An 18,243-nucleotide genomic window follows, 5' to 3' on the forward strand; every position below is an offset into this window, starting at 1 on the left:
GACCCGTCCGACTGAAATATGCTGTGATCGGCTTCAGATAGTGAATTATACTTTTGCGTCTTTATGACTGTGTACAACACCGGGCACTGCGCCACCGAACAGGATGCTGAAACGCGCCATGACAGGACATGCTTCCCCGATACTGACCTCCCTGCTGGATACGGACGCCTACAAGCTCCATATGCAGCAGGCCGTTTTCCACCGATATCATGACGTAACGGTGGCGGCGGAGTTTCGCTGCCGCGGCGACGAACTGCTGGGTCTCTACGCTGACGAAATTCGTGACGCGATTACTGCTATGCAACACCTGGCGCTGACTGATGATGAAGCGACCTGGTTATCCCGCCTTCCCTTTTTCCAACAGGATTACCTCAGCTGGTTGCGCCAGTTCCGCTATAACCCGGAGCAGGTTGAGGTGCGCAATCACCACGGCAAACTGGAACTTCGAATCCAGGGACCGTGGCGTGAAGTGATACTGTGGGAGGTGCCACTGCTGGCGCTGATCAGCGAGATTGTGCATCGTCATCGCACGCCGCAGGTCACCACCCAGCAGGCGATCGACCATCTGCATCAGAAACTCGGCGACTTTAAGACGCAGGTGGCTGATCTTGATATGTCGCGCTTCCGCCTGATGGATTTCGGCACCCGCCGCCGCTATTCGCAGGATGTGCAGCAGTCGATTGTCTCCACGCTGAAGCAGGATTTTCCGTGGCTGATTGGCACCAGTAACTATGATCTGGCGCGCCGTCTGTCTCTGACGCCGGTTGGTACTCAGGCGCATGAGTGGTTCCAGGCCTTCCAGCAGATCAGCCCGGTTCTCGCCAACAGTCAGCGTGCTGCGCTTCAGGCGTGGCTGGACGAGTATGACGATCAGCTGGGTATCGCGCTGACCGACTGCATCGCCATGGATGCGTTCCTGCGCGATTTCGGTCCGGTGTTTGCCCGCCGCTATCAGGGACTGCGTCACGACTCCGGCGATCCGGTTGAATGGGGCGAGAAAGCGCTGGCGCACTATCAGAAGCTGGGTATCGATCCGCAAAGTAAACACCTGGTCTTTTCTGACAACCTGAATCTCGACAAAGCACTGGCGCTTTATCGCCACTTTGGCCAGCGGACGAATGTGGTTTTCGGTATCGGCACCCGCCTGACCTGCGATATCCCGGGCGTCACGCCACTGAATATCGTCATCAAACTGGTGCAGTGCAACGGCAAACCGGTGGCGAAACTCTCCGACAGCCCGGGTAAAACGATCTGTCAGGACAAAGCCTTTGTCAGAGCGCTGCGTAAAGCCTTCGACCTACCGCTGGTGAAAAAAGCGAGTTAAACCTCTTCTTATCGGGGCGTCAATACGCCCCGCCTCTGCTGTAATAAATCCGCTTTCCCCCTGAATTTTGCTTGTTTCCTGAAGACTCGCAAGTAACATAGCAAAACCCCGGATGGGGCAACTTTTAACTCACTTCTTCTATATAGAGAGATATTTATGAGCGTAGTGCCTGTAGCGGACGTACTGCACGGTCGCGTCGCGGTTGACAGTGAAGTCACCGTACGTGGTTGGGTGCGTACCCGAAGAGATTCCAAAGCCGGTCTTTCCTTCATCGCTGTCTATGACGGCTCCTGCTTTAATCCCGTTCAGGCTGTCGTCAATAATTCTCTGAATAATTATCAGGATGAAGTGCTGCGTCTGACCACGGGCTGTTCCGTTATCGTCACCGGTAAAGTGGTGTCATCACCAGGTCAGGGCCAGGCGTTTGAAATTCAGGCGACCAGCCTGGAAGTGGTCGGCTGGGTCGAAGATCCGGACAGCTACCCGATGGCGGCAAAACGCCACAGCATCGAGTATCTGCGCGAAGTGGCGCACCTGCGTCCGCGCACTAACCTGATTGGCGCGGTCGCCCGCGTTCGCCATACTCTGGCGCAGGCGCTGCATCGCTTCTTCCATGAAAATGGCTATTTCTGGGTTTCTACCCCGCTGATCACTGCCTCCGATACCGAAGGAGCTGGCGAGATGTTCCGTGTCTCGACGCTGGATATGGAAAACCTGCCGCGTAACGATCAGGGCAAAGTTGACTTCAGCGAAGATTTCTTTGGCAAAGAAGCCTTCCTGACCGTTTCCGGTCAGCTGAACGGCGAAACCTATGCCAGCGCCCTGTCGAAGATCTACACCTTCGGCCCGACGTTCCGCGCAGAGAACTCCAATACCAGCCGCCATCTGGCAGAATTCTGGATGCTGGAGCCGGAAATTGCGTTTGCCTCACTGGATGATGCGGCTGCACTGGCCGAAGCAATGCTGAAGTATGTCTTCAACGCGGTGCTGGAAGAGCGTGCCGATGACATGGCGTTCTTCGCTGAGCGCGTGGATAAAGACGCGGTTGAACGTCTTCAGCGTTTCATTACCACCGATTTTGCCCAGGTCGACTATACCGATGCGGTTGAGATCCTGATGAACTGCGGTCAGACCTTCGAGAATCCGGTTTCCTGGGGTATCGATCTCTCCTCAGAGCATGAGCGTTACCTGGCGGAAAAACACTTTAAAGCGCCGGTGGTGGTGAAAAACTATCCGAAAGACATCAAAGCGTTCTACATGCGCCTGAACGAGGATGGCAAAACCGTGGCGGCGATGGACGTTCTGGCACCGGGCATTGGTGAGATCATTGGCGGTTCACAGCGTGAAGAGCGTCTGGATGTGCTGGATGCGCGTCTGGAAGAGATGGGGCTGAATAAAGAGGATTACTGGTGGTATCGTGACCTGCGTCGCTACGGTACTGTGCCGCATTCTGGCTTTGGTCTGGGCTTTGAACGTTTAATCGCCTATGTGACTGGCGTGCAGAATGTCAGGGACGTTATCCCCTTCCCACGCACTCCTCGCAATGCGAGTTTCTGATATTCGGCATTAAATATAAGAAAATCATATATATAAAGAGGTCGGCACTGCCGGCCTTTTTTTATTTTTGTAAATTTTGAGTTCTCTCACAAAGTTCCGTCTTTTTTACATTTTGTAATACAAATTTTCCTTTAGAAACCAGATTACGAGTTTAGTAGCATTTAAGCGCTAGAATTACGGCGGGTTGGATGGAAAGATGCGTGCAGACACAGGAAGACACCAAACTTCGCTCAGGGTTCTGTAAAGATTTCCTGACGGCAGTGGCAGGTGTACAAATAACTCCAATGAGGGTAATGAATAATGATGAAGCGCAATATTCTTGCAGTGGTTATCCCTGCTCTGTTAGCCGCCGGCGCAGCAAATGCTGCAGAAATCTATAACAAAGACGGCAACAAACTGGACCTGTACGGTAAAGCAGTCGGCCTGCACTACTTCTCTGATAACGATGGCAGCGATGGCGACAAGTCATACGTTCGCTTCGGCTTCAAAGGTGAAACTCAGATTAATGACCAACTGACCGGTTACGGCCAGTGGGAATACAACATTCAGGCTAACAACTCTGAAGGTTCTGACGCTCAGAACAACAACAAAACCCGTCTGGGCTTTGCCGGTCTGAAATTCGGCGATGCGGGTTCAATCGACTACGGTCGTAACTACGGTGTGGTTTACGATGCAATCGGCTGGACCGATATGCTGCCAGAGTTCGGTGGCGACTCAGGATACTCAGATAACTTCATGAACGGTCGTAGCACCGGCCTGCTGACCTACCGCAATACCAACTTCTTCGGTCTGGTTGATGGCTGGGACTTCGCAGTTCAGTATCAGGGCAAAAATGAACGTAGTGACATTCGTCGTGCTAACGGCGACGGCTGGGGTCTCTCAACCTCTTACGTTTCACCAATCGGCGTAGGTGTTGTTGGTGCTTATAGCAGCAGCGATCGTACTGATGCACAGGCAGCCGGTGTAGCCGCTAACGGTACTGTTGTTGGTCAGGGCAAGCGCGCTGAAAACTGGGCAACCGGTCTGAAATATGACGCGAACAATGTTTATCTGGCCGCTTACTACGGTGAAACCCGTAACTCAACGCCATTCGATCTGACTATTGCTCCTGGCACCACCACAACTGCATTCGCTAACAAGGCTCAGAACATTGAGCTGGTTGCACAGTACCAGTTCGACTTCGGTCTGCGTCCTTCCGTTGCCTATGTGCAGTCTAAAGGCAAGGATATTGAAGGCGTGGGCGATGCGGACCTGGTTAAATACATCGACGTTGGCGCGACGTATTACTTCAACAAAAACATGTCTACCTATGTGGACTATCAGATCAACCAGCTGGATGACAACAACCGTCTGGGTCTGAACACAGACGACGTGGTTGGTGTTGGCCTGGTTTACCAGTTCTAATTCTGCTTTAAGCATGTTGAAAAACGGGGCTGTGGCCCCGTTTTTTTATACCTGTTATTAACTTGTCCGCGTTTCTCCCCGCCCTTTTGCTCAGCGTTAACCTCAGCTTCTCCTGATAGTGAAATCAAAGCCGCAAAATAGTGGATTTTGTCTCGCAAACGGTTGGCATTTGCCTGGCCGGGCGCTACCCTGACAGCTCTCTTGCTTACGTTCACGCTAATGGACCTGACACATGTTTGAATCGATCTCTGCTGCACCCGCCGATCCTATTCTCGGGCTGGCCGATCTGTTTCGTGCTGACGACCGCCCTGAAAAAATCAACCTGGGCATCGGCGTCTACAAAGACGAAACCGGCAAGACCCCGGTACTGACCAGTGTTAAAAAAGCTGAGCAGTACCTGCTGGAAAACGAAACCACGAAAAACTATCTCAGCATTGATGGTCTGGCGGATTTCGCTCGTTGCACACAGGCGCTGCTGTTTGGCAATCAAAGCCCGCTGATCACCGCAGGCCGCGCACGTACGGCTCAGACGCCAGGTGGCACAGGTGCGTTACGTGTAGCAGCAGATTTCCTCGCGACGCAGACCTCTGTAAAGCGGGTCTGGATCAGCAATCCGAGCTGGCCGAATCACAACAACGTATTCAATGCTGCCGGTCTTGAAGTCTGTGAATACCATTACTATGACGCAGCAAACCATACGCTGGATTTCGAGGGGATGCTGGCGTCACTGCAGCAGGTTCAGCCTGGCGACGTGGTGTTGTTCCATGGCTGCTGCCATAACCCGACCGGTATCGACCCGACGGCTGAGCAGTGGCAGCAGCTGGCGCAGCTGTCACAGACTAATGGCTGGTTACCGTTGTTCGATTTCGCCTACCAGGGCTTTGCCCGTGGTCTGGATGAAGATGCAGAAGGCCTTCGTATTTTTGCCGCGTCACATCAGGAGCTGATCGTCGCCAGCTCATACTCGAAGAATTTTGGTCTCTACAATGAGCGCGTGGGTGCCATCACGCTGGTAGCGGCCGACGCCGGCGTAGCAGAAACCGCATTCAGCCAGGTGAAATACACCATTCGTGCCAACTACTCCAACCCACCGGCGCATGGTGCTGCTGTTGTCGCCACCATTCTCGGTAACGACGCGCTGCGTACCATCTGGGAGCAGGAGCTGTCAGATATGCGTCAGCGCATTCAACGCATGCGTCAGCTGTTTGTGAACACCCTGGCGGAAAAAGGCGCGCAGCGTGACTTCAGCTTTATTATTAAACAGAACGGCATGTTCTCCTTCAGTGGCCTGACCAAAGACCAGGTGATTCGCCTGCGTGAAGAGTTCGGTGTCTATGCCGTTAACTCAGGCCGCGTGAATGTGGCGGGCATGACGCCAGACAATATGTCGGCGCTGTGCGAAGCGATTGTCGCCGTGCTGTAACGCTGACGACGAAAAAAATGGGCCATCAGGCCCATTTTTTTATTTCAGATAAAATGACAGATTGTTTACTGCAGGAAAGGATTACTGATGCGTTCATGCCCCAGTGTGGAAATCGGGCCGTGGCCAGGAACAAAAGTCACATCATCGCCCAGCGGCAGTAATTTTGTGTGGATGGCATCGATGAGTTGCTGATGATCGCCCTGTGGGAAGTCAGTACGCCCAACACCACCATTAAAAATCACATCGCCTGAAATCAGTAACCGTCCCGGACGGTCAAAGAACACGACATGGCCAGGTGAATGTCCCGGGCAGTGCAGAACGTCCAGTGTGGTCAGCCCGACCTGCACGCTCTCTCCCTCTTCCAGCCAGCGATCGGGAGTAAACGGTGCGCATTCGTCAAGTCCGAACATCCGGCTCTGAGTCGGCAGCGCTTCAAGCCAGAAGGCATCGCGCTTTTGCGGTCCGACAATCGGAATATGATAAAACGCTGCCAGTTCAACAGCGGCCCCGACATGATCAAGGTGTCCATGTGTCAGCAGAATCTGAGCGGGTTTAAGTTTTAGCTGTTCCAGCGTTTGTTTGATCAGTTCGGCATCGCCGCCTGGATCGACCAGTGCGGCTTCGCGAGTCGTATCGCACCAGATCACTGAGCAGTTCTGGGCAAAAGCGGTAACAGGAATAATGTGGTAATTCATAACGCTCCATGACCGGCTCACGCAGCGTTGCCGGTGTCACTACCAGTGCCTGATCGGACCGGTATCAATATGTACAAAGTTACTGCGGGGATAATATCCTACACCACCCGCACGCAGAGATAACGCCGCTTTGCGTACATTCGCCAGCGAAACCCCTTCAATATGAAAATCCATCGCCTGGCCTTTGGTGTGATAGCTATGTTTCGCGACTCCCGGACCACTCTCACGTAACATGTTGTTGGTTGCCAGTGAACGATAGCCGGAAATCAGCTGAATCGGTTTACGCATACCCAGCAGCGCCTGCAGGCGGAAAATCTGGTCAAACAGATGTGGATCGATGCTTTTCACTTTGTTGGCGCGATAGTCACGGAAAAAATGATTTAATCGTGACAGCTCATCCTTATCGTAACTCTTACCATTAAAAAACTCAGTTTTAAGGGTTTCACCGGTATGAAGATTATTAAGCATCAATACACGCGGGCGAGACGTAGAGAGCGAGGCCCTTGCAGAAGCGGGCAATAATGCCAGTCCGGCGGCGGCACTACCGCACAGCAGTAGTTTGCGACGAAAAGAATCAATAGTAGACATGTAACGGTTTACCTGAGAGTGAAGCCATAGAAATGTGCAAAAAGCGCACAGGCCGAACCATAACTTTCTCCCGGAGAAGCGTCAACCCATCTGCTATGAGTTTGCGAGGCGATCCCCTGAAGGATCGCCATCTGATAAAATTTTTCGTTAAGAGGATTTGCGGGGGAACGATTTAAAATCAATTACTAGAGCAGCAATTGCTCGGCCCGACTCAGGGCCTGAGTGCCCGAACGGGCAGTGTCATCGTAATTGTAAATATCTGTACGGAACTGCGGTTTGCCATCATCAGCGACCCACGCCGTCAGATAATAGAGATTGACCGGAATGCGGTGGCGAATCGGCACATAGCGGGTGTCACCCTCTTTCAGCGTGCTGGAAATTCGGGCGTCGTTCCAGCCCGCATCCTGCAACAATAACCCTGCCAGTTCAGATGCTTTGTTCACCCGCACACAGCCTGAACTGAGTGCACGGATATCACGCTGGAACAGGTTATGGTTTGGCGTGTCATGCAGGTAGATTGCATCTGAACTCGGCATATTAAATTTATACCGTCCCAGCGCATTCGCCACGCCCGGAGCCTGAATCAACCGGTAAGGGAACGATGAGGCGGTGACCATGCGCCAGTCGATCATGCTGGGATCAATCACTTCAGCGTCTGCACTCCAGCCTGACAGCAGGGTATACCCATGCTTGTAGAGATAGGTTGGATCCTGCTTCACTTTCGGAATAATGTCTTTACGCACCAGCGTTGTCGGCACATTCCACGGTGGGTTAAGCACGACATTATTCAACGCACTGCGCATGAGTGGCGTTTTACGATCGGGACGACCGACGATGACGCGCGATGAGAGAATCTTGTTGCCGTTGTTGTAGTAGATCAGCGAGTAGTTGGCGATGTTCACCATGATGCCATTGTGCATATCGTCCGGCAGCAGACGCAGGCGCTGAATATTCAGCGCCAGCAAAGAAGCACGCATCTGCGGAGAGACGTTAAGCCACTGCCGCGTTCTGGCACCGATAGCACCATCGCCATCCAGTCCCTGCCACTGCTGGAAACGTTTCACCGCCGCCACCAGCGTCTCGTCATAAATATTGGCGGTATTCCCTTCCAGCGTCGAACTCTGAACGTTACCCGGCGATTGTGGCGAAGGTGTAAGCAGATTAGTGACTGGCGCGGCGGAAGGACTCACCGCGACCGGCTGGTCGCTGTGCGTCACCGGCGACGGCGCGACAGGCACTGCATCGTCATCCGGTGCGGGGACGTTAACCTGCGCCGTTAACATACCGCTGCGCTGCAGAATTTCACGCAGAGCAGGAACGTCATCGCTGACCTGACCGGGACGCAGGGTTTCACTGCTTTTTAGTTGCGGCCAGGGCTGTTTATCGCTGAGCAGCGTTTTCAGCGCGGCGTGCATGGGCTGATACTGTGGGTGCTGCGGCTGTAATGAGACAATGAACGTGTCAGCTGAACCCGCATTAACTGCGTTTTGCCACTGATTTACCACTGCTACCGATGGCTGGGTCAGCCTGTAAGGAACGTTGCTGTAGAGCCAGGTTTCCCCCTGCGTCGGCACGTTAGAGACAAACTGCAGGTAGCCCAGCATGGCATCGGAGAGCGCGACGTCGCGGGCAAAGCCGGTAATAGCCGGGTTAGTCAGACAGTCAACCCAGCGCGTGAACTGCGGCTGGACGCCAGAGAGAGCCACCTCAGCCAGCTGCTGCTGAAACTTCTGAACCGCCTGCTCATCCTGCCAGAGCGGCTGCATGTGGCGGGACGCATAGAGCGTTGCCAGCGGTCCCAGATAAAAAGGCTGGTCGGCACTGGAAAAAGCCTGACGGATGCGGTGCTGACTTTCAGAAACGGAGATAGCCGCCTGCGTTGTCCCTGGCATCGCGGCGATGACAGCGGCCTGTGGTAGCGTAAATGGAACAGCGGTTAGCGCCAGCGCTAACAATGATAAAACGCGATGATGATTTAATTTTTTTACCAGCAACATCCCTGCCCCCTTAACTTTCAACTTCGCAATGTTCCCTGTATCCACTGCGACCGCGCCGTGACTCATAATGTGAGTATACAAACAAAAACGGCATTTGCCTCATGGGACAAATGCCGTTATCAGATTAACCAATGGTTCAGTTTTTGACTACGTTTCGGCCTGCGATTTTTCAGCAGTCAGATCGGGTAGCGCATCGGCTTCGCTTACCGCACGCACCGGTGAAGGATCGGCCGCAAAACCACGCAGCCCGACCACATGCACATGCTCGGTGTTATTAAACACTTTACGTACCAGTTTGTAGGTCGTGCCTTTCTCCGGGCTGATGTTCTCCGGCGCGGCAATCACCAGCTGCATCTCCAGTCGCTCACAGAGTTCAAACAGTGTGGCGATGGAGCGGGCATCCAGACGGGCCGCTTCATCCAGGAACAGCAGTCGGCAGGGTGAAATATCTTTGCCGCGCAGACGACGTGACTCCTCTTCCCAGCTCTGCACCACCATCACCAGAATCGACATACCGGTACCGATCGCCTCGCCCGTTGAGAGCGCACCGCTTTCTGCACGCAGCCAGCCATCGGAACCCCGGTTAACTTCAACTTCCATTTCCAGATAGTTGCGGTAGTCGAGCAGCTCCTCACCAATGGTCTGCGGCGTCCGCTGACCCATGTCGATATGCGGATTAAGACGCTGATAAAGTTTCGCCAGCGCCTCAGAGAAGGTCAGGCGGTTGCTGTTGAACAGATCCTGATGCTGCTCATGCTCTTCTGACAGCGTATCCAGCAGCATAGCGTGGGTTTCACGCACGTTCACGTTGAGCCGCACGCTGCGGACCTGACCAAAGCTGACGGTCTGCAGCCCCTGGTTGAGCTGGCGGATGCGGTTCTGTTCACGCTGGATCGTTTTGCGGATGATGTTTGCCGCACTGCGTGAACTGATCGCCAGCATCTGCTCACGCGCGGTCAGCTCTTCGGTCAGACGGTTCAGTTCGATTTCCATCTGCTCAATCGCTTCGACCGGATCGTCAGTACGAATAATATCCTGACGAATACGCTCACGCAGATGCTGATAGACCGCAATAAAGAACTGAATCTTACGTTCAGGACGTTTTGGATCTTCCGACAGCCGCAGTACGTCGCGCAGATGTTCGTTATCCGCCACCGCCAGACGCAATGCACCCAGCGCCTTATCCGACATCGAACGCAGCTCATCGCCGCTCAGATAAGCCAGTTCACGACGATGCAGACGGCGCTCAACGCCATTCTCTTTAACCAGACGCAGTACGGTACACCAGCCCGCTTTCGCGCTGACCACCTGTTCACGCACCTGATGATACTGACGCTCCAGCTGACGCAGGCGCTTCTGCAGGTTATCCATCTCCGCTTCACAGAAGGTGAGCTGTTTCTCCAGCTGATTGCGGCGGGCGCGGTTGTGGCTCAATGCAGTGTAAAGCTCGTCACGACGAACGCGCGCGCGTTCCTCTGCGCTGCTGTCAGCCTGGACGCCAATGTCCTGCATCTCCTGCTGCAACTCTTTCAGCATGTCGCGCCTGGCGTCATAAGCGCTTTTCAGCGAAGCCAGCACCTGCGAGTATTGCGTCAGCTGTGTTTGATGTTCACGCAGGCGATCGCGGCTGCGGCTGCGTTCACCCTCAGCCTGCTCAAGACGCTGACGCAGCTTATCGCTGAGGTCGTTGTTGCCGTTGAGCATGCTGGCAGAGTCGTCATAGCTGAAGTGAGCGCGACGCTGCACCACTTCTGTGAGCGCAAAGGCCTGCTGACGCGCGTTACGCTGCTGCTGCTGCGCCTGCTGATAATCCGCCTGTAGTTGCTCGTGCTGTTCCGGATCGCTCTGCAATACGGCGAGGATCGGTTCCAGTTTCGCCAGCTTCGCGCCATGCTGATGCAGGAAGCGCGCCGCGTCCTGTGCCGCATCGACCTGCTCACGGATCTCTTCGCAGCGATCGCCCAGCGTATCGTCCAGCAGCAGGTTGACGCGTGGCAGCAGTCGGTTTAACTGCGACACGCCCTCTTTCGCCAGCTCATACTGCTGCCGCTGCTGCTGATTATTGCTCTCATGCTGATTCAGCGCCCGTTCCAGTTCACCCCGACGCGCGCCCAGCTGACGGATCTGCGCTTCCGGGTCGGCATCAAAGGCAACGGCCAGATGTGTGCCGATAAAGCGGCTGAATGACTGATGCAGACGCTGCGTTTTCTGCACATCGAACGACAACGTAGCGTAACGCTCAGCCAGTTTGTCGCGCTCAAGGTGCAGCAGCTCCAGCTGATTTTCGCGCGCTGCGCGACCAAACAGCGGGATTTTCGGGAAGCGGGAGTAGCGCCACTGACGCTCTGCCACTTTCACCACGACGGCATTCTGCAACTCATCAACGCTGAAGACACTGTCATCGAATGACTGCGGATCACCCTCGATTAGATAGAGATCTTCCGGGCACTCCTCCAGACCATCCAGCATCTCACGCACGCGGGAGAGATCTGGCACCACGATCGCATGACGTGACGGACCATAGAGTGCCGAGAAGTACGGCGCATCATCCAGGGTCACATCATCATAAATCTCAGAGAGTAATACGCCGCCAAAGCGTTCGGCGAGTTGGGTCAGACGCGCATCTTCCGCTCCGCCCGGCTGACTGAGCCGCTCAATCTGCTGCTCGATATCACGTTTGCGTGCCGCCACTTCGTCGCGCTCGACGGTGGTTTCACGCTCGCGCTCCAGCAGTTGCTGCATAAATTCGGTGACGTCCTGGCTGCTGTTTAGTGCCTGGCCGGTCTGTTCGCTGAGCTGGGTCAGGATCTCCTGCGCCGCCAGCCAGTGTGGCGCACGGGCGGTCAGGCTGGTGATGCGTTCGCGCAGCTGTTCCAGCTCCTGACGCATCATCATGCGCTGCTCACCGGCATCCGAGACGCTGCTGTTGAGCTGTTCGATCTGCGCTTCAAGCTCCTGCTGCAGGCCAGCCAGCGCATCGGCTTCGTAATGCTGCCCCTGACGCTTGCAGAACTCGGCCAGAAGCCGCTCCGCCTCATGCTGCTCGCGCAGGCGCTGTTCCAGCTCATTGAGACGCAGACGCAGCGACGAGAGCTGTTCGGCGTGATGACGCTGATTGCTGGCATCACGCAGCAGTTCGCGGCCGGTCTGCCAGGCATCCTGACGGGTCACGTCACCGGCAATGCTGGTCACCAGCGCCAGCGCCTGTTCAAACTGACTGTGCGCGGCTTCGGCCACGCTCAGCTTCTGCTCCAGGCGCAGCAGGCGTTCTGTCGCCTCTTCCTCTTTAGCCTGGAAGCTCTCCTGCCATTCTGCAGCGTTATCGATGGTCAGATCGGGCAGCTGGCACAGCGTGCGGGCGCGTTCCAGCGCCTGCAAGGCCTGCTGATACTGGATGGCGCGCGTTTGCTGCACGTCGAGTGCCTGCTGGAAATCGGCCAGCTGGCTTTTCAGCTCATCGACTTCCAGCTCAGCCGCTTCGGCACGCGCTTCATTCTCTTCCTGAATTTCGCGCGCTTCGGCAACCACTTCGGTCTGCTCTTCCAGACGCAGCGTCAGATCTTCGATATCCGCATCGTAGCGCTCAATCTTCTCCTGCTGCCGCATCGCCGTCTGCACCAGATTCAGGTGATCGCTGGCAGCCTGATAATCGACTTCGAGATCGTTCTCTGCGCCACTATGCTCCGCCAGCTCGCGCGCCATCTCCACGTGACGATATTGCTCGGTGGCGAGTTGCTTACGGCTGCTGAACAGCTCACCGCGTAGCTGTAATGCGCTGTCGAGATGTCCACGGCGCTCGTTGGCGTGACGCATGTAGTCAGCCGACACGTAGCTGGTCGCCTCGGAGATGAGATGCTTGAAGAGGTCGCGGTCGGACTGGGTAACGCGGATCGCCTCCAGCGTCATACGGTTTTCGCGTAGCGCAGCTTCCATATCCTGGAACGCTTTACGCACGCCGCTGTTTTCAGGCAGCAGGTAATCACGCAGCGATCGGGTGATGGCGCTGGAGATACCGCCATAGAGCGAGGCTTCGATCAGACGATAGAACTTGCTGCGATCGCTGGCAGAGCGCAGACGACGCGGCACCACGCCCAGATCAAACAGCATGGCGTGATAATCCGTCACCGAGTTATAAGCGCGGAACTGCACGCCTTCCTGTGCCTCAACCCGCTCTTTTACCTCATTCAGCGGTAAGACGCGTGCCTGACGGCTGTTAAGCACTTCCGTCAGCATGTCGGTCGGGTTGGTGTCGGTTGGCAAACCGTGGATACTGAATGGCTTGATGTCGACCTTTTTATCGCGTCCGGCAACCTGTTGCAGACGCACACCGACCACCACACGCTGATGGCGTGAGTTCACTACGTCCAGCATTGAGTAGCAGACGCCGGCCCGCAATTTACCGTGAAGACCCTTATCACGGGATCCCGACGTCGCGCCCGCTTCGGTGGTGTTACGGAAGTGCAGCAGGGTTAAATCGGGGATCAGTGCGGTGACAAATGCCGCCATGGTGGTGGATTTACCCGCACCGTTACCGCCTGACAGCGTGGTCACTAATTCATCAAGATCAAAGGTACGGGCAAAAAAACCGTTCCAGTTGATCAGCGTAAGCGAACGAAACTTTCCGCGCTCAATCATGCCTGTTCTTCCTCTGCGTTCTCACTGTCGCCTTCCTGCCCTTCACTTTCATCGGTGTCGATCGGTGCAGTCGCATTTTCCAGTAGCATGGCTTCGCCATCACGAATCAGGCGCAGCTGCGCTTCACGGGCATCATCACCGCCGCGCACGTCTGCACCAAAGCGGAACACCGATTCCGTAATACGGAATTTGCTGCTGTCGTTACCGAAGAACCACACCATCCCAAGACGGCGCAGGCGGCTCAGAGAGGCGCGCACTTTCTCCTGCAGCTTCGTGCGATCCAGATCCGAACCGGTCGAACGCTGGTTAACCAGCTTCAACAGACGGTTCTCGTCGGCCAGCGAGAGCAGTTCGTCATACAGCTCCTGCTGGGTGAAGATCCCCTCATTCGCCAGGCGTTCCGGGCTGAGATAGAGGTAGCAGAGAATCTTCCCGACCATCATGTCCAGCTCAGAGAGCACAGAACGCGGAATCAGTGTGGTTGAACGCGGACGCAGATAGAAAAAGCCTTCCGGCGCACGAATTAACTCAACGTTATAGCGGGTGTAAAACTCTTCGAGAAATGACTGGTAGTCCATCAGAAAAGCGTGGTTATCCAGCTCTTCAATTCCGATATGGCGTCCGGCGCGTAACTGGCTGTCCAGCGCGGGAAAAATCGGGTTGGCCAGTGCCTGTGCCAGCTTAACCGGCATCACTTGTTCAATATTTGTCGATGACATGTGCCTGCACCTTGGCTCCGTAATCATTGATGGCTTGCCATTCCACAGGCAAACCGGCTAAATCAGCTTCCGCTACGCCAAGGCGTACCGCCTGGTCCACCACAATGCGCGCCAGGTCGAAATGGCGGGCGCGTGGATACTGGGCCAGGTAGTCACGCATCACTGACGCGAGGTTGAGCGGTTTTTGTTGCGATTTGTAGATCTGCAGCGCTTCTTCAATCATCGCTGCCAGCTGTTCGCGAATTTCGTTAATCTCTTCGTATTCCATCTCTGGCGGCAGTTCGCCCATCACTTCGTCATTCCGCAGCGTCAGTGCCTCATCGCGCATGTCATACAGGCGGTCGGCATTGGCGTAGGTCAGCGCCCAGGGCGCGTCGAAGTAGTTCTGTACCGATACCCGCAGGCGCTGAGCAAAGACGCGATTTTTATCCATGTCGATGGCGGTACGAATAAATTTATGGACGTGCCGGTCATAGCCGATCCACAAGTCAATCGCCTGCTGGCCCCAGCTGGTAATACGGTCGAGTTTGCTTTGCAGATCAAATACCAGCTTATCGACGAAGCCCAGGTCCGGGCTGTCCAGCGTGGCATCCTGAATGCGCAGCAGGTTTTCCTGAAGCTTGTCGCCCGCCGCTTCCAGCGTATCCTGCAGTTCACGTAGCGTCCCGGAGGTTTCAGAGAGCAGCATTTCACAGCTGGAGATCGCCGCACGCCAGTCTTTATTCAGCAGTTCAGCGATATCGTTTTTCACCGCCTGCTGCTGTTCATCCATCAGACGCTGGGTCATATCGATGCTGTCGAAGATCTCCGCCACCGAATATTTCAGCGGCGCGAAAACATTGCGATGCCAGTGAAACTCATCGCCATTTTCCTGCGCGGCATCAGCTGCCCGCTTGAGCTCGCTGGCCACAATCGACAGCTGCATCGACAGGCGCAGCGTTGAAAACTCACGCTGACGGATGTAGTAGTCGGTGATGCCGATCGCCAGCGGCGTCAGCCGATAGATAGCATTGCCTTCGGTGAGTTCACTGGTAAAGCGGTTGAGCAGGCGCTGACGCACCATGTCGTTGATGGCGTTGTTGGCACGAACCAACACGGTTTCATGGGTTTGTTCAAAAGCTTTACTGACATGACGGAAAGCGTCAATCAGATCGCCTTCGCTCATTTCGCCATCCATCCGCTCACCGTTAAGGGTGGCGATAGCCAGCAAAAAGGCCAGACGTTCCACTGGCAGCGCAAGGGAAAAATCATTTTTGCGCGCCCAGGATACCAGTTCAGGTACCGTCTGGGAAAATTCACTCATAATTCGTCCTTCTGCCCCGGTTTACGCGCGGTCACATGGATGTAGCGCCCTAAGCTTAAAAAGGGTTCCTGACGGCAGTAACGCCGCTCCATCTCAATAATTTCGTCGTCGCTTTTTGGCTCGCCTTTCGGCGGTTTCATGTAGTCACTGAATACCCGGATCCCGGCACGCTGCTCAATCACAAAGCCACACGCCTCCAGCCAGCGATAGACCTGCTCGGGGTCGCGCGGATAGTCAGGCGACAGGGTTCGTTTTTTGCGTTTAGTCAGGTTGGTGCGCAGATAGCCGAAGTTACCCAGCGTTAGGGTGCGCAATGTCAGGCCGTGCAGATTGTAAAACATCAGCGACATGACGCCCCCCGGACGCAGCAGATCGAACAGCGCTTTGAGCACCTTCTCCGGTTCAGCGACCCACTCAAGCACAGCGTGGAACAATACCAGATCCACCGGCTTATCCAAATGTTCGCCCACCTGCTGCGCGCTAATTTGTCTGAATTGCATGTTGTGGCTCACACCCTGTGCCAACGCATTTTCGGCGGCCCGGCGCAGCATCTCAGCAGAGAGGTCGCACAGCAGAACCTGATGGCCCTGTGCAGCCAGCCCGCTGGAGACCTGGCCGACACCGCCGCCAGCATCCAGTACCGACAGCGGATGGGGTGACAGGCCGGGCACTATCTTCTCCAGCTCATCCCGGAGGATGGCCTGGCGTATCTTCCCTTTGGTGGTGCCGTAAATATTTTGCGAAAATTTATCCGCGAGATCGTCAAAGTTACGATCCTGCATGGCATGCGCTCCGGTATGCTGCGGTGAGACTTGTGCTATTTTGTCACAGGCATCAGAAGAATGAACCTTTCATCCCCATCTTCCCTTCCGGGTGCTCTATTTTCGGACAACAGGACGCGTTTTCGATGTTATTTACCCTGAAAAAAGTGATAGGCGGGCTGCTTTTACCCTTGCCGTTTCTGCTTTTGCTGATGGCGCTGGGCATTTTACTGCTTTGGTTTACTGACTGGCAAAAAAGCGGCAAAACCGTGATCTCCATCAGCTGGCTGTTACTGCTGCTGCTGAGCCTGCAACCGCTAGCCGATCGGCTGCTTTTGCCGCTGGATAACCGCTATCCGACCTGGAACGGCGCAGAGAAGGTGGACTACATTGTGGTGCTGGGTGGAGGCTACACCTTCAATCCGGCATGGGCACCCAGCTCGAACCTGCTGAATAACAGTCTGCCACGCGTGGCGGAAGGTATTCGCCAATGGCAACGCAATCAACAGTCGACCCTGATTTTTACCGGTGCCGCTGGTGGCACCAATCCGAAGAGCAGCGCCTGGGTAGCCGCTCAGGTGGCAGAAAGTCTGGGCGTGCCGCGCGAACATATTCAGATTCTGGACCAACCGCGTGATACCGCGGATGAAGCGCAGGCGGTCAAAACGGTAGTCGGCGATCGCCCGATGCTGCTGGTCACCTCAGCGAATCATATGCCGCGGGCGATACGCTTTTTCCACGCGGTCGGTCTGAAGCCGATTGCTGCGCCTGCCAATCAGCTGGCGATTACCTCGCCGCTGAATGGCTGGGAACGGGCGATACCATCATCGATCTGGCTGAGCCACAGCGAACGGGCAGTGTATGAGACGCTGGGCACGTTACTGCAGCGACTTAAAGGTGAGGAACCCGACTCAGCCGAGCCAGGGAAGTAGTTGCGCACGGGCATGGTCAAAACGCGGACGATCAAACGTGCCAGTCTGCACAAGATGCTCGATGCAGTCCCACAGCTGATAAACCCACCGGCGCCAGACAAAGCCCTCAGAGACGGGTGCCCGTTGCAGGTAGTCGTGCAGCAGCGCTGTCTCGGCGGGTGAGGTATCCAGATGGATCAGGTCATATTCACGGGGTGCCCAGAGAATCATGCCCGGCTGTGTCATCGCGACTAACTGGTCGCTGCGGCTGTTTTTCAGCATGCTCTGCAGCCGCACGTTGCCGTGAACCATCACACAGGGATCATCGAAGTCGCGGAAAAAATACGCCAGACGCGACCGGCAGCGAAACAGAATCTGGCGATCTTCCAGCGTTAATGCGGGTGGCCGCAGATAGCTGAGGGTCGACCACAATACCTCAACCCGTTGTGCATACCAGGCCGGCCAGCAATTCTGCTGCGTGCTGTCTACCGTTCCGACCAGACCGTGGCTGTCGAGCCGGTGCCAGGCCAGCAGACCCTCGACGGCCTGCTCGCAAAACTGTTGCCATCGCTGGGCATCCCGCGCAGGCACCTCCGCCGTCACGCCATTCAGTCTCGCCATCAGAAGCGTTTCATGCACCGGAGGCTGCTGGCTCAGCACCAGACCATAGACCGCTGGCACCGGGATCAATCCGGCCTGCCCCAGTAATGCCAGCTTTCTGGCTTCCAGCGCTGCCCGCCCCTGATGACGAAAATATTTTGCCACCATCGGCATGGGGTTCCCCTGCCGATCGTACAGGGCATAGAGTCGGGTAGGTGGATGTTCACTGATTAATTCGAGGCGGCTGATGCTTTCACCCAGCGCCAGCGTGAGTTCCGATTTAAGCTGTTCCATGCGGCATCCTCCTCAGATGAGTATCACAATAT

General features: G+C 55.5%; 13 protein-coding genes. 5 read left to right on the forward strand and 8 right to left on the reverse strand.

Annotated features, from left to right (window positions below):
* Nucleotides 1-118: 118 nt before the first annotated feature.
* The 4 genes from pncB to F3I20_RS04435 all read left to right on the forward strand — a co-directional run bounded on the left by pncB (nucleotide 119) and on the right by F3I20_RS04435 (nucleotide 5,708).
* On the forward strand, nucleotides 119-1,324 hold the full coding sequence (pncB, locus tag F3I20_RS04420; RefSeq protein ID WP_150009877.1) for a nicotinate phosphoribosyltransferase: 1,206 nt from the start codon (nucleotides 119-121) through the stop codon (nucleotides 1,322-1,324).
* 156 nt (nucleotides 1,325-1,480) lie between these two features.
* Entirely contained in the window at nucleotides 1,481-2,881 is a 1,401-nt protein-coding gene (gene asnS / locus F3I20_RS04425) for an asparagine--tRNA ligase (protein WP_150037721.1), read from the forward strand.
* Between the two features lie 300 nt (nucleotides 2,882-3,181).
* Nucleotides 3,182-4,285 (forward strand): porin OmpF, encoded by a 1,104-nt coding sequence (ompF, locus tag F3I20_RS04430; RefSeq protein WP_304621843.1) that lies wholly within the window; start codon nucleotides 3,182-3,184, stop codon nucleotides 4,283-4,285.
* Between the two features lie 232 nt (nucleotides 4,286-4,517).
* Nucleotides 4,518-5,708 (forward strand): amino acid aminotransferase, encoded by a 1,191-nt coding sequence (locus tag F3I20_RS04435; RefSeq protein ID WP_150009881.1) that lies wholly within the window; start codon nucleotides 4,518-4,520, stop codon nucleotides 5,706-5,708.
* A gap of 65 nt (nucleotides 5,709-5,773) precedes the next feature.
* On the opposite strand, the gene F3I20_RS04440 is transcribed toward F3I20_RS04435, so the two are convergent.
* The 7 genes from F3I20_RS04440 to cmoM form a co-directional block, all read right to left on the reverse strand.
* Nucleotides 5,774-6,403, reverse strand: a complete 630-nt coding sequence (locus F3I20_RS04440) for an MBL fold metallo-hydrolase (RefSeq protein ID WP_150037720.1) — start codon at nucleotides 6,401-6,403, stop codon at nucleotides 5,774-5,776.
* 39 nt (nucleotides 6,404-6,442) lie between these two features.
* Nucleotides 6,443-6,991, reverse strand: a complete 549-nt coding sequence (gene mepK, locus F3I20_RS04445) for a peptidoglycan L,D-endopeptidase MepK (protein WP_150037719.1) — start codon at nucleotides 6,989-6,991, stop codon at nucleotides 6,443-6,445.
* 185 nt (nucleotides 6,992-7,176) lie between these two features.
* On the reverse strand, nucleotides 7,177-8,988 hold the full coding sequence (gene ldtD / locus F3I20_RS04450; protein WP_150037718.1) for a L,D-transpeptidase: 1,812 nt from the start codon (nucleotides 8,986-8,988) through the stop codon (nucleotides 7,177-7,179).
* 147 nt (nucleotides 8,989-9,135) lie between these two features.
* Complete coding sequence (gene mukB, locus F3I20_RS04455) at nucleotides 9,136-13,623, reverse strand: chromosome partition protein MukB (protein WP_150037717.1); 4,488 nt, start codon at nucleotides 13,621-13,623, stop codon at nucleotides 9,136-9,138.
* The gene (gene mukE / locus F3I20_RS04460) at nucleotides 13,620-14,342 is read right to left on the reverse strand and encodes a chromosome partition protein MukE (RefSeq protein ID WP_147788446.1); all 723 of its coding nucleotides are present in this window, start codon (nucleotides 14,340-14,342) and stop codon (nucleotides 13,620-13,622) included. Before mukE ends, mukB begins: the two co-directional genes overlap by 4 nt.
* Nucleotides 14,323-15,645, reverse strand: a complete 1,323-nt coding sequence (gene mukF / locus F3I20_RS04465) for a chromosome partition protein MukF (RefSeq protein ID WP_150009891.1) — start codon at nucleotides 15,643-15,645, stop codon at nucleotides 14,323-14,325. The genes mukE and mukF overlap by 20 nt, the downstream gene beginning before the upstream one ends.
* Nucleotides 15,642-16,427, reverse strand: coding sequence for a tRNA uridine 5-oxyacetic acid(34) methyltransferase CmoM (gene cmoM, locus F3I20_RS04470; RefSeq protein WP_150009893.1), 786 nt, complete (start codon nucleotides 16,425-16,427; stop codon nucleotides 15,642-15,644). The genes mukF and cmoM overlap by 4 nt, the downstream gene beginning before the upstream one ends.
* A 125-nt stretch (nucleotides 16,428-16,552) precedes the next feature.
* Here cmoM and elyC point away from each other — a divergent pair, with 125 nt between their 5' ends.
* Nucleotides 16,553-17,338, forward strand: a complete 786-nt coding sequence (gene elyC / locus F3I20_RS04475) for an envelope biogenesis factor ElyC (RefSeq protein ID WP_150009895.1) — start codon at nucleotides 16,553-16,555, stop codon at nucleotides 17,336-17,338.
* Here the strand turns inward: elyC and F3I20_RS04480 are convergent.
* Nucleotides 17,318-18,211 carry a phosphotransferase gene (locus F3I20_RS04480; protein ID WP_150009897.1) on the reverse strand — a complete coding sequence of 298 codons (894 nt, stop codon included), beginning with the start codon at nucleotides 18,209-18,211 and terminating at the stop codon, nucleotides 17,318-17,320. The two genes, elyC and F3I20_RS04480, sit on opposite strands and share 21 nt — an antisense overlap.
* Nucleotides 18,212-18,243: the final 32 nt, after the last annotated feature.

This window comes from Candidatus Pantoea gossypiicola (assembly GCF_008632075.1).
GTDB classification, from domain to species: domain Bacteria; phylum Pseudomonadota; class Gammaproteobacteria; order Enterobacterales; family Enterobacteriaceae; genus Pantoea; species Pantoea gossypiicola.